The organism is Sphingobium scionense, assembly GCF_014197035.1.
Taxonomy (GTDB): Bacteria; Pseudomonadota; Alphaproteobacteria; order Sphingomonadales; family Sphingomonadaceae; genus Sphingobium; species Sphingobium scionense.
Genome location: NZ_JACIEU010000027.1, coordinates 1 through 12,019, shown reverse-complemented (window position 1 = coordinate 12,019; position 12,019 = coordinate 1). Strand labels below are relative to the sequence as shown.

The following is a 12,019-nucleotide window of genomic DNA, read 5'->3' as shown; positions in this document are numbered from 1 at the left end:
ATTCGGGCTTAAAGCCGTGTTGCGACCCGAAGGCTCTAGGCCATTTTGGCTGATGAGACCTTTTCCTGACCCGGCAGTGAAAGCTGCCGGGTCATTTTTTTGCCTCAACGCTGTGGCGAAAAATACGTACCCTGGCGTCATGGCTCTTGCACGGTTGCAACCCGCGCTCATAATGGCGTCACTGGGGTGTACATATGGGGCCGCAATATTGGGATCTGCCGCTAAGTGCGGCGCGGGGGGTGGTGCCGGATAATCGCGGGCCATTGTCCTATTCGGTCGATGCCGAACAAGGGCCGGTCCGGCTGCGCTATTTCACCCCACCGGAAAAAATCCGGCCCTATTTCGGCTCGCTTTACATATTTTCTGTAGCTGCGGACCATTATGCCGACGTCACCCGTGCCGATGTCGCGCAATTGCGGCTGATGCTGAAGGGCGAGGGGCGTTATCATTTCCAGGACGGGTCGGTGCAGCAACCGCCCGCTGTCGGCCTGATCGGTCCCACTCTGGGGGCGACCCGTTTCGAACTGGATGCGCCGACCCGGCTGGTGGGTGTGTCGCTGCTGCCGGCTGGCTGGCGCTGCATGGCGGCGATGCCGACACGCTGGCGGACGGGCTGTGCGATCTGGCGGCGGAACGGGACGACAGCTTTCTCGACCTGCTCGCCCAGTTGCAGCGCATGGACGATGGCGACGCCATGGCCGCGCTCACCTGGTCCTTCCTCGCCGAACGCATCAAGCCGCTTCCCGAAGCGACCTGGGCGATCCTGCGGGCGATCGACAGCTGGCTGATCGGCGAGGGATCGCCCCGGATCGACGTGCTGAGCGAGATGACCGAACTGTCCCCGCGCCAGCTCGCCCGCATCACCAACAAGCTCTATGGCGCCCCGCCCAAGCTGCTCGCCCGCAAATATCGCGCCCTGCGCTGCAGCGCGCGGATCGCGCTCGATCATGAAAGCTGGCAGGCGCTGTGCGACGATGGCAGTTTCTACGACCAGTCGCATTTCATCCGCGAGATCAAGCATTTCATCGGCATGACCCCGCACCAGCTCCAGACCGAGCCGACCGCCGTGGTCCAGCTCACCCTGCTCCGCCGCACGCTGGGCGGCGATGTCGCGGTGCTCAACCGGCTGAGCTGATCGCTATTTGGAATGCGCCTTTGGCGCATCCGCACCAGCCTTCAAACGAGGCCCGTGACTCGTTTGAACCCCACCCGGCCGCCCATCAGGATACCATGTCTGGGTGGCCGGGTGGGGGTGTGGGCCGGTGCGGCTCTGAAAATGCGCTCTTTCGCGCATTTTCCAAACAGACCCTCAAGGTAGGAAAAATGCCTTGATTCCGGGGCCGAGTGGGACCACATGCCCAATCGGATTGATTCGATCCGATTTGAGAATGGTTCGCAACACGCATGAAATTATCGAGCTTTGCCGATTATGCCGTCGTGCTGATGTCTGCTGCCGCCCGTCACTGCGGTGCGGCTAAGATGAACGCGACCACGCTCAGCGCCGAAACCGGCATCCCCCTGCCCACCGCGCAGAAGCTGGTGAGCCGGCTGTCGGCGGCGGGTCTGCTCGAATCGAGCCGGGGCACCGGTGGCGGCGTGCGCCTGTCGCGCCCGCCCGCGACGATCACCCTGGCGGACGTGGTGGAGGCGGTCGAAGGCCCCATCGCCATGACCGCATGCAGCGAACAGGGGGCGCATGACTGCAATCTGGAACAGGATTGCCGCATCCGTCCGCACATGAATCTGGCGAACAACGCGATCCGCGAAGCGCTCGCGAACGTGACCATCGCCAGCCTGACACGAGAAATGGCATGACCGAAGAAGTGAGCACCGTCCGTAATCAGGAAGCGCTCGAGGCCGCCGAGCGTGCCTCCACCTATGAACATGGCTGGTCGTCGGCCATCGAGCAGGATTTCGCGCCCAAGGGCCTGAACGAGGATACGGTCCGCTTCATCTCGGCCAAGAAGAACGAGCCGCAATGGCTGCTCGACTGGCGCCTGAAGGCCTTCGCCATGTGGCAGAAGATGGAAGCGCCGGACTGGGCCAAGCTCAACGTCCCGCCGATCGATTACCAGGACGCCTATTATTACGCCGAGCCCAAGAAGAAGGTGGAGCTGGATTCGCTGGATCAGGTCGATCCCGAAATTCTCGCCACCTATCAGAAGCTGGGCATTCCCATCGCCGAGCAGGAAATGCTCGCCGGCGTGAAGGGCAGCCGCAAGATCGCGGTCGATGCCGTGTTCGACAGCGTTTCGGTCGCCACCACCTTCCGCAAGGAGTTGGAGGAAGCGGGCGTCATCTTCCGCTCGATCAGCGAAGCGGTGCGCGAATTTCCCGATCTGGTGAAGAAGTGGCTGGGCAAGGTCGTGCCGATGCACGACAATTATTTCGCCACGCTCAACTGCGCGGTCTTTTCCGACGGCACCTTCGTCTACATTCCCAAGGGCGTGCGCTGCCCGATGGAATTGAGCACCTATTTCCGCATCAATGCGGAAAATACCGGGCAGTTCGAGCGGACTTTGATCGTCGCGGACGAGGGCAGCTATGTCTCCTATCTCGAAGGCTGCACCGCGCCGATGCGCGATGAAAATCAGCTCCACGCCGCCGTGGTGGAACTGGTCGCGCTCGACGATGCGGAGATCAAGTATAGCACCGTCCAGAACTGGTATCCCGGTGACGAGAATGGCAAGGGCGGCATCTACAATTTCGTGACCAAGCGCGCGCTGTGTCAGGGCCGCAACAGCAAGGTGTCGTGGACCCAGGTCGAAACCGGCAGCGCCATCACCTGGAAATATCCGTCCTGCGTGCTGAATGGCGAAAATAGCGTCGGCGAATTCTACTCCGTCGCACTCACCAACAATCTGCAACAGGCCGATACCGGCACCAAGATGATCCACAATGGGAAGGGCAGCCGCTCGACTATCGTGTCGAAGGGGATCAGCGCCGGGCGTTCGAACAACACCTATCGCGGGCTTGTGCGCGTCGCGCCGGGCGCGGAGGGCGTGCGCAACTTCACCCAGTGCGACAGCCTGCTGCTGGGCGACCAGTGTGGCGCCCATACCGTGCCCTATATCGAAGTGCGCAATCCCAGCGCCCAGATCGAGCATGAGGCGACGACGAGCAAGATCAGCGACGACCAGCTTTTCTACGCGATGCAGCGCGGCCTGGACCAGGAAAGCGCGGTCAGCCTGATCGTCAACGGCTTCGCCAAGGAAGTGCTGCAGCAACTGCCGATGGAATTCGCGGTGGAAGCGCAGAAGCTGCTCGGCATCAGCCTGGAAGGCAGCGTGGGGTGACAAGGGCATCGGATGCAGTGGCTGCCCGGCTTTCTGAACTGAAGCGACAGGGCGGTGCCGAGGTGGAGGCGCATATACATTGCGCTAATCATCGGCAGGAAATGGAAGCCAGCAATATCGCTAGCTGCTTCTACTGCTGCACGAGTTTCCCTGCTGCCCGGATAGACGATTGGGTGGACGATGGCGGAACAGCCATGTGTCCGGAATGCGGTATCGATTCTGTGATCGGCGATGCCTCCGGTTTCCCCGTTTCGGATGAAGCATTTCTCAGGCGGATGCATAGCATCTGGTTTTGACGATCGATGAATTTGAGATTTTGAAGGACGGAAAATTGAGCGACGAAGACGATATCCAGGATGCCCTCGCCGATTTCGCGGAGGATGTGAGCAATGGCCAGGCATGGACCGCCGCGATCCGCATCCTGACCGAGGATTATGAGCTGGAAGAGGGCGAGCTTCAGACGCGCGCCGCAAAGGATTTCGGCGACCTCGACGCCTATCAGGCCGAATGCCGCGATGCGCTGGAAAAGGGCGATGTCGCCATGACCGAGAAGCTGCGGAGCGACAAGGCCTTCCACAAGGCCAAGGCGCCCAACCTCGCCCGCATGGGACCGGTCAGCGAATTCGTCGTCGCGCTGCTGGAAAAGGGTGCGCCCGAGCCGGACGCCGACTGGTGGCCCTATATGCCGATCAAGCGCCATATCGATACGCTTTTCCCCGCGCCGGGCGACGTGCGCGACATGGCCTTCTGGACCGCGCGGACGCTCCAGCGCGCGCACAAGGACTAAAGACACATGCTGACGATCGATAACCTCACCAACGAAATCGACGGCAAGGCGATCCTCAAGGGCCTGTCGCTCCAGATCAACGCGGGCGAAATCCATGCGATCATGGGTCCGAACGGCGCCGGCAAGTCGACGCTCGCCTACACGCTGGGCGGCCGCCCCAATTATGATGTGACCGGCGGCACCGCGACCTTCGAGGGCGCCGACCTGTTCGGGATGGACCCGCATGAGCGCGCCGCAGCCGGGCTGTTCCTGGGCTTCCAATATCCGGTCGAGATCCCCGGCGTCTCCAACCTGCAATTCCTGCGCGAAAGCCTCAATTCGCAGCGCCGCGCGCGCGGTGAGAAGGAACTGAACGGCGGTGAGTTCATCAAGCTGGCCAAGGAAAAGGCCGGCCTGCTCGGCCTCGACATGGAGATGCTCAAGCGTCCGGTGAATGTCGGCTTTTCCGGCGGCGAAAAGAAGCGCGCCGAAATGGTTCAGATGGGCATCCTCGATCCCAAGCTGGCGATCCTCGACGAGACCGACTCCGGCCTCGACATCGACGCGCTCAAGACCGTCGGCGCGGGCATCAACGCGATCATGCGCAAGCCTGACAAGGCGGTGCTGCTGATCACCCATTATCAGCGCCTGCTCGACTATGTGAAGCCGGACTTCGTCCACGTCCTGGCCGCCGGCCGGATCGTCAAGTCGGGCGGCCCCGAACTGGCGCTGCAACTGGAAAGCGAAGGCTATTCAGAGGTAATCGCGGCGTGACCCTCCTCGCTCTCCCCACGCGCAAGGATGAAGCCTGGCGTTACAGCGATCTTGACGCACTTGCCGCTGCCTGGCCGGTGCCGGCCGCGACCCGGATCACGGTGGCAGAGGGCGAAAGCGCGCATGACCATCTGCTGCAGGACGCGGCCGATGGCACGACCGCGGTGTATGACTATGTCATTGATATCGCTGATAATGCCCGGTTCGATTTCCATCTGCTCAACATGGGCGGCAAGCTTGGACGTGTCACCTTCGCTGTCACGCTGGGCAAGGGCAGCCATTTTGAACTGAACGGCGCGATCATCGGCGGTGGCGAGCAGACGCTGGAGATCATCACCAGCGTCACCCATGCCCAGCCCGACGCGACCAGCGGCCAGACCGTCCGCTCGATTCTGGGCAGCCATGCCACCGGCAATTACCTCGGCAGCATCAATGTCGCCCGCGATGCCCAGCGCACCGACGCTTTCCAGTCGATCAAGGCGATGCTGCTCGATCGCACCGCTACGGCCAATGCCAAGCCGGAACTGGAAATCTATGCCGACGACGTGAAATGCGCCCATGGCGCGACCGTCGGCGAACTGGACAAGCAGGCGCTCTTCTACATGGCGTCGCGCGGCATGGACCCGGCGACCGCCAAGACGCTGCTGCTGAAAGCCTTCGTCGCCGGCGTGTTCGACGATGTCGCGCAGGACGATCTGCGCGAACGGTTCGAGGCGGCGGCGCTGGCCAAGCTGGGGACGCTGGTATGACCGATCTCGCCCAAGGCCTGCGCCTGCGGGACGATTTCCCCGGCCTTTTAGATGGGAAGGGGGGCGACTGGCATTATCTCGACAGCGCCGCCACCGCGCAGAAGCCGACCGCCGTGATCGACGCGATCGCCCGCGCCTATGGCCCCGACTATGCCACCGTGCATCGCGGCGTCTATGAACGCTCGGCCAATATGACGCTCGCCTATGAGGCCGCCCGGCGCAAGGTCGCCGGCTTCATCGGCGCTGCGTCGGACAGCGAGATCGTCTATGTCCGCGGCGCGACCGAGGGCATCAATCTGGTCGCGCAGTGCTGGGCCGGCACGCAACTCAAGGCGGGCGACCGCATCCTGCTGTCGACCCTCGAACATCACAGCAATATCGTCCCCTGGCAGATCGTCGCCGAAAAGGTCGGCGCCCAGATCGACGTCGTGCCGCTGACGCAGGATGGCCGGATCGATCTCGACGCGATGCGCGCGATGATCACGCCGCAGCACCGCATGGTCGCGCTCGCCCATGTGTCGAACGTGCTCGGCAGCGTGCTCGATTGCCGCCGTGCCGCCGACATCGCCCATATGGTCGGTGCCAAGATCCTGATCGACGGTTGCCAGGCGGTCCCCCGCCTCGCCGTCGATGTGCAGGCGCTCGATTGCGACTTCTACGTCTTCTCCGCGCACAAGCTTTACGGCCCGACCGGCATCGGCGTGCTGTGGGGGCGCAAGGAATTGCTCGACGCCATGCCCCCCTATCAGGGTGGCGGGTCGATGATCGACAAGGTGACGTTCGAAAAGACGACCTATGCCCCCGCGCCGACCCGGTTCGAGGCAGGCACGCCGCATATCGTCGGCGTCGTCGGCCTGTCGGCCGCGATCGACTATGTCCAGGGCATCGGCCTCGACGCCATCCACGCCCATGAATGTGCCATGGTGGCCAAGGCCCGCAGCGCGATCAGCCAGATCAACAGCGTGCGCGTCTTTGGTCCGGAAGATTCGGCCGGAATCCTCTCTTTCGAGGTGGAGGGGGTGCATCCGCACGATGTCGGCACCATATTGGACGAAACGGGTGTCGCGATCCGCGCCGGCCATCATTGCGCCCAGCCGCTGATGCGGCATCTGGGCGTCGAGGCGACCGCACGGGCCAGTTTCGGCATCTATAGCGACGACAGCGACGTGGATGCGCTGGTCAAGGGCATTGAACGGGTAAGGAAGATCTTCGGATGACCGAGGAACGCAAGATCATGGTGGAAGAAGTGGACGCGGTGGAAACCCCGCCCAAGGCGCGCGTGGAAGAGGCGGAGGCCGCTCCGCGCCAGCGCGACTATCTCGACGGTTTCCTGGCGCAGAAGCCCAGCGAAGTCGCGGCCGGTGAGCCGGGCGGCGATCTCTATGACGGCATCATCGATGCGCTGAAGGAAATCTTCGACCCCGAAATCCCGGTCAACATCTATGATCTCGGCCTCATTTACGGCGTCGACGTCACCAGCGACGGCCATGCCGTCGTCACCATGACGCTGACCACGCCGCATTGCCCGGTCGCCGAATCCATGCCCGGCGAAGTCGAACTGCGCGTCGGCGCGGTGCCCGGCGTCGGCGATGTCGAAGTGAACCTGGTCTGGGATCCGCCATGGGATCCGGGCAAGATGTCGGACGAAGCCAAGCTCGAATTGGGAATGCTCTGATGACCGAGACGACCACCAAGACTCGCGCCCGTCCCGCCGCCGTCATGCTGACGCCCAGCGCGCAAGGCCGCATCGCCGAACTGATGGCACAGGCACCCGATGGCGCGATCGGAGTCAAGCTCTCGACCCCCAAGCGCGGCTGCTCGGGCCTTGCCTATTCGGTCGACTATGTGACCGAAGAAGCCAAGTTCGACGAGAAGATCGAGACCCCCGGCGGCGTCCTCTATATCGACGGTGCCTCGGTCCTCTATCTCATCGGCTCGACCATGAACTGGGTCGAGGATGATTTCACCGCCGGCTTCGTCTTCGCCAATCCCAATGCCAAGGGCAGCTGCGGCTGCGGCGAGAGCTTCACGGTCTGATGCCGGTTTAGGGGAGGGGCTCGATGCTGCACATGCTGATCCTCGGCATGGGCTATAGCGCCTTCCGCCTCGCTGCCCGGCTGCGGGCTGAGGGCTGGCAGGTCACCGGCGTCCGCCGCAGCGCCGACGCGAACCATATCGCCTTCGGCGATGAACCAGCCGTCCGCGCTGCCATCGCCGGCGCCACCCATATCCTCTCCTCCGTCCCGCCCGAAGGCGAGGACGACCCCGTCCTCACCCGCTATGGTGCCGCGATCGCCGTCGCGCCGGCGCTCTGGCTCGGCTATCTCTCCTCGACCGGCGTCTATGGCGATGCTGCCGGTGCCTGGGTCGATGAGGCCAGCCCCGTCGGGCAGGGGCGCCGCACCGCCCGCGCCCGCGCCGATCTCGGCTGGGGCGCCTTGCGGCCCGATGTCCGCCGCTTCCGCCTGCCCGGCATCTATGGACCCGGCCGCTCCGCGCTCGATCGTGTCAGGGCTGGCAAGGCGCACCGCATCGCCCTGCCCGGACAGGTGTTCAGCCGCGTCCATGTCGACGATATCGTCGGCGGCATCATCGCCGCCTTTGACGGCCCGCCCGGCGCCTATAATCTTGCCGACGACTATCCCTGCGCCCAGAATGATGTGATTGCCACCGCCTGCGAGCTGCTGGGCCGGCCGCTGCCGCCGCTGCTGTCGCTGGAGCAGGCGGACCTCTCGCCCCAGGCGCTGGCCTTCTATGCCGAAAATCGCCGCGTCGCCAATGGCCGGGCGCGTCGGCTGCTCGGCTGGAAACCTCTTTACCCAACCCATATCGAAGGTCTAAGGGCCTGTCTTGTGGAAGAAAATCAGCCTTGCTGATCGGTTCGTCGCATGGTTTACGCCCCGTTAACCAGCGTGCGCCGAAAGCGGGATTACCGCATCAACAAGGGCGTGTCATGACCAGCATCGACAAGACTGTTTCCTCGCTCGGTGACCGCATCAACGCCATGTCCGTGCCCGATCGCGCGGCCCCCGCACCGGAATCGCTCAGCAGCCTGATCGCCCGCCTCAACATGGCCAAGCTGCGCTACCAGCCCGGCGGCGTCAGGCTCTAAACCGCGTTCAGCTCCTGGTCTTGGCCCGCAGCGCGATCACCATCCCGGCGATCGCCAGCAGCGCGCCCGGCACCGCCAGCCCGCTCCAGCGATAGCCCTCGGCCAGTGTCGAGATCAGCATCGCGATCACCGGGATCAGCACGCTGGTATAGGCGGCCCGGCCCGCGCCCATGCGCTGGATCAGCCCGAAATAGAGCGGGAAGGTGACGACCGATCCCGCCAGCGCCAGCCAGCCTATGCCCAGCAGATAGCCGATCCGCGGCTCAATCACCGGCGGCCCGGTGGTGATCCAGGCAAAGGCGGCGTCGATCCCGGCGCCGATCAGCATCGCCCAGGCCAGCACCGCGATCATCGGCAGCCGCCGGGCGATCTCCATGCCCTGCATCACATTGGCGGTCGATGCGCTCATCAGCCCGGCACAGGCAAAGGCCGCGCCCAGCACCACCTTGTCCGGGTCGATCCCGGCAAAGCGATATTCATGCACCAGCATCATGGCGATGCCGGCGGTCGCGATCACCGACCCGCCGATGAAGGCGCGGCTGACCGGCTGGCGATGGAAGATCCAGGCGAGGATGCTGTTGGGGATCAGCAGCATCGCATAGACCACCGCCACCACGCCCGACGTCAGATAGACTTCGGCGCGATAGACGAAGTTGAAATTGAGCACGAACTGCGCCGTGCCCAGCAGCGTGGCGAAGACCAGACCGTCCCGCCCGATATTGAGCGATACGCCACGCATTCGCGCGAACGCAGCCATCGCTATCCCCGCCAGCAGGAAGCGATAGCAGACCGACCAGCTTGCGGGCACGCTGCCCAGCTGGTCGCGGATGACGATCCAGGTCGAACTCCAGATCAGCGTGACGAGGATGAAGGGCAGGGCGATGCCGCCCCGCTCCATCCCGCCCTGCGCCCTGTCGTCAGGCGTCATGATGCCCCAATGCCCGGATCGCGGCGGCCAGCGGCGCAACGCTCTGCGCATCCTGCGACCAGTTGGTCACCAGCCGCGCCGCGCCCTCGCCCCAGTCATAGAAATCGAAGCCCTGCGCGCGCAGCGTCGCCGCTTCCGCCGGGGTCAGCCAGACGAACAGCTCATTGGCCTCCACCGGATGCATCAGCCGTCCGGCGGCCGCATCGGCCAGCGCCTGCGCCGCGCCATTGGCGGCGCGGGCATTGTCCAGCCACAGTCCGTCCTCGACCATCGCCAATATCTGCGCAGCAAGGTAGCGGCCCTTGGAAAACAGATGCCCCGCCCGCTTGCGCCAGCGCGCCGCTTCCGCCGCCCGCGCCTCGCGTTCGGGACCGAAGAACAAAAGCGCCTCGCCCACCATGCCGCCATTCTTGACGCAGCCAAAGGAGAGGATGTTGATCCCCGCGCGCCAGGTGACGTCGGCCGGCGCACAGCCCAGATGCGCCACCGCATTGGCAAAACGCGCGCCGTCCATGTGGAAGCCCAGCCCATGGACCTTGGCGATCTCGCCCAGCGCCGCCACCTCGTCCGGCGTATAGACCATGCCATATTCGGTCGCATTGGTGATGCTGATCGCCCGTGCCGGCACCTGATGCACGTCGGGGCGGATGGCCTTGAGCCTTGCCTTAACGATATCGGGCAACAGCTTGGCGCCGACGCCGGGCAGCGCCATCAGGCTGGCGCCATGGGTGTAGAAGCCCGGCGCGCCGCATTCGTCGACAACGATATGCGCTTCCTCATGGCAGATCACCCCGCCATAGGGCGGGCACAGACAGGCGAGCGCGATGCTGTTCGCCGCCGTGCCGGTGGCGATCCATTGCGCCTTCACCGGCGTTTCGAACAGGTCGGAAAAGGCGCCGTCCAGCCGCGCGCTCCACGCGTCGCCGTCATAGCCATGGTCGGCATGGTCCGCGCCGGCGATGGCGGCCATCACCTGGGGGCAGATCGGGGTGGCATTGTCCGAAAAGAAGTGCATGGCGCATGCGATACAGGGCGCGCGCTGGGACGGGAAGAGGCCAGCGAGTGCGCCTTGGCTCTTTATTCCAAAATTGGACAGTATATATGACCAATTGTTTCGCGGGGCCGGATGTGACATAGGCGCCCCCGTCCAACGCATAAGGAGACTCACCATGGACGTCGAACAGAAGTCGCGCTTTACCGTTACCCCCAGCAGCAAGGCTGTGGCGGCGGACGCGCGCGCGGTACTTCTGGAGGATCCGGGCTTCGGCCGGCTCTTCACCGACCATATGGTCACCATCCGCTATAGCGAGGGGCAGGGCTGGCACAGCCACGCCGTCGGCCCGCGCGAGCCGTTCCAGCTCGATCCCGCCTGCGCCGTGCTCCATTATGCCCAGGAAATCTTCGAAGGGATGAAGGCCTATCGCCTGGCCGACGGCAGCGTCGCCATGTTCCGGCCGGAGGAAAATGCCCGCCGCTTCGCCGAATCCGCCGAACGCATGGCGATGCCGGCGATCCCGGAAGATTTGTTCCTCGAAGCGGTCGAGCAGCTGGTGAAGATCGACGCGGACTGGATTCCTTCGGGCGAGGGCAGCCTCTATCTGCGCCCCTTCCTGTTCGCCAGCGAAGCCTTCCTGGGTGTGCGCCCGTCGAACGAATATATTTTCTGCGTCATCGCCTCGCCCGCCGGCGCCTATTTCAAGGGCGGCAAGAAGGCCGTGACCCTGTGGGTGTCGGAACATTATACCCGCGCCGCGCGCGGCGGCACCGGTGCGGCCAAGTGCGGTGGCAATTATGCCGCGTCGCTGGTCGCGCAGAAGGAAGCGATCACGCATGGCTGTGACCAGGTCGTCTTCCTCGACGCTGCCGAGAATAAGTGGGTCGAGGAACTGGGCGGCATGAACGTCTTCTTCGTGATGGATGACGGCGCGATCGTCACCCCGCCGCTGACCGGCACCATCCTGCCCGGCATCACCCGCAACTCGATCATCAGCCTTGCCCGCGCCAAGGGGCATGAGGTGCGCGAGGAGCCCTACAGCTTCGCCCAGTGGCGCGCCGACGCCGCCAGCGGCAAGCTGCGCGAGGCGTTCGCCTGCGGCACCGCGGCCGTTGTCACGGCGATCGGGACGGTCAAGAGCACCGACGGCGATTTCACCGTCGGCAATGGCGATGGGGGACTGGTCACGGAAAGCCTGCGCGCCGAACTGACCGGCATCCAGCGCGGCAGCGTGGCCGATCCGGCCGGCTGGGTCCGCACGCTCTGATCTAGACCGGTGCCGATGCGCCGTGGGCGCAAAAAGACTCTGAGAGGCTGTGTCAGAACGCTGACGTAACGGTGGACGGCCGAGTTTCGATATGATTCCGAGGGGTTGCGACACCAACTTTGGAAACCATCAT

14 protein-coding genes and 1 pseudogene are annotated in these 12,019 nt (G+C 64.3%); 13 read left to right on the top strand and 2 right to left on the bottom strand.

Annotation, left to right across the window (positions count from 1 at the left end; all coding sequences use genetic code 11):
* Nucleotides 1–194 precede the first annotated feature (194 nt).
* From GGQ90_RS23115 to GGQ90_RS23060, 12 genes and pseudogenes are all read left to right on the top strand, one after another.
* A pseudogene (locus GGQ90_RS23115) lies at nucleotides 195–1,135 on the top strand (helix-turn-helix domain-containing protein).
* A gap of 269 nt (nucleotides 1,136–1,404) precedes the next feature.
* Nucleotides 1,405–1,815, top strand: coding sequence for an RrF2 family transcriptional regulator (locus GGQ90_RS23110; protein ID WP_004209390.1), 411 nt, complete (start codon nucleotides 1,405–1,407; stop codon nucleotides 1,813–1,815).
* A complete protein-coding gene (gene sufB / locus GGQ90_RS23105; protein ID WP_007708677.1) occupies nucleotides 1,812–3,296 on the top strand; it encodes a Fe-S cluster assembly protein SufB in 1,485 nt (494 codons plus the stop codon). The genes GGQ90_RS23110 and sufB overlap by 4 nt, the downstream gene beginning before the upstream one ends.
* A gap of 17 nt (nucleotides 3,297–3,313) precedes the next feature.
* The gene (locus GGQ90_RS23100; protein ID WP_223178411.1) at nucleotides 3,314–3,592 is read left to right on the top strand and encodes a cytoplasmic protein; all 279 of its coding nucleotides are present in this window, start codon (nucleotides 3,314–3,316) and stop codon (nucleotides 3,590–3,592) included.
* A 35-nt stretch (nucleotides 3,593–3,627) separates the two neighbouring features.
* Nucleotides 3,628–4,083, top strand: a complete 456-nt coding sequence (locus tag GGQ90_RS23095) for a hypothetical protein (protein ID WP_188084086.1) — start codon at nucleotides 3,628–3,630, stop codon at nucleotides 4,081–4,083.
* A gap of 6 nt (nucleotides 4,084–4,089) precedes the next feature.
* Nucleotides 4,090–4,836 (top strand): Fe-S cluster assembly ATPase SufC, encoded by a 747-nt coding sequence (gene sufC / locus GGQ90_RS23090; RefSeq protein ID WP_188084085.1) that lies wholly within the window; start codon nucleotides 4,090–4,092, stop codon nucleotides 4,834–4,836.
* Entirely contained in the window at nucleotides 4,833–5,585 is a 753-nt protein-coding gene (locus GGQ90_RS23085; RefSeq protein ID WP_188084084.1) for a SufD family Fe-S cluster assembly protein, read from the top strand. The genes sufC and GGQ90_RS23085 overlap by 4 nt, the downstream gene beginning before the upstream one ends.
* Nucleotides 5,582–6,802: an aminotransferase class V-fold PLP-dependent enzyme gene (locus GGQ90_RS23080; RefSeq protein WP_188084083.1), complete on the top strand. Its 1,221-nt coding sequence runs from the start codon at nucleotides 5,582–5,584 to the stop codon at nucleotides 6,800–6,802. The genes GGQ90_RS23085 and GGQ90_RS23080 overlap by 4 nt, the downstream gene beginning before the upstream one ends.
* The gene (locus GGQ90_RS23075) at nucleotides 6,799–7,260 is read left to right on the top strand and encodes an SUF system Fe-S cluster assembly protein (protein WP_188084082.1); all 462 of its coding nucleotides are present in this window, start codon (nucleotides 6,799–6,801) and stop codon (nucleotides 7,258–7,260) included. Before GGQ90_RS23080 ends, GGQ90_RS23075 begins: the two co-directional genes overlap by 4 nt.
* Complete coding sequence (locus GGQ90_RS23070; RefSeq protein ID WP_188084081.1) at nucleotides 7,260–7,622, top strand: HesB/IscA family protein; 363 nt, start codon at nucleotides 7,260–7,262, stop codon at nucleotides 7,620–7,622. Before GGQ90_RS23075 ends, GGQ90_RS23070 begins: the two co-directional genes overlap by 1 nt.
* A 23-nt stretch (nucleotides 7,623–7,645) precedes the next feature.
* Nucleotides 7,646–8,461 carry a Rossmann-fold NAD(P)-binding domain-containing protein gene (locus tag GGQ90_RS23065; RefSeq protein WP_188084080.1) on the top strand — a complete coding sequence of 272 codons (816 nt, stop codon included), beginning with the start codon at nucleotides 7,646–7,648 and terminating at the stop codon, nucleotides 8,459–8,461.
* A 77-nt stretch (nucleotides 8,462–8,538) separates the two neighbouring features.
* Nucleotides 8,539–8,697, top strand: coding sequence for a hypothetical protein (locus GGQ90_RS23060; RefSeq protein ID WP_188084079.1), 159 nt, complete (start codon nucleotides 8,539–8,541; stop codon nucleotides 8,695–8,697).
* Between the two features lie 7 nt (nucleotides 8,698–8,704).
* On the opposite strand, the gene GGQ90_RS23055 is transcribed toward GGQ90_RS23060, so the two are convergent.
* Together GGQ90_RS23055 and GGQ90_RS23050 are read right to left on the bottom strand one after the other, a co-directional pair.
* Nucleotides 8,705–9,625: a DMT family transporter gene (locus tag GGQ90_RS23055; protein ID WP_246428395.1), complete on the bottom strand. Its 921-nt coding sequence runs from the start codon at nucleotides 9,623–9,625 to the stop codon at nucleotides 8,705–8,707.
* Nucleotides 9,615–10,640, bottom strand: a complete 1,026-nt coding sequence (locus GGQ90_RS23050; RefSeq protein ID WP_188084078.1) for a threonine aldolase family protein — start codon at nucleotides 10,638–10,640, stop codon at nucleotides 9,615–9,617. The genes GGQ90_RS23055 and GGQ90_RS23050 overlap by 11 nt, the downstream gene beginning before the upstream one ends.
* 154 nt (nucleotides 10,641–10,794) lie before the next feature.
* Between GGQ90_RS23050 and GGQ90_RS23045 the strand changes: the two genes are divergently transcribed.
* Entirely contained in the window at nucleotides 10,795–11,886 is a 1,092-nt protein-coding gene (locus tag GGQ90_RS23045; RefSeq protein ID WP_188084077.1) for a branched-chain amino acid aminotransferase, read from the top strand.
* Nucleotides 11,887–12,019 lie beyond the last annotated feature (133 nt).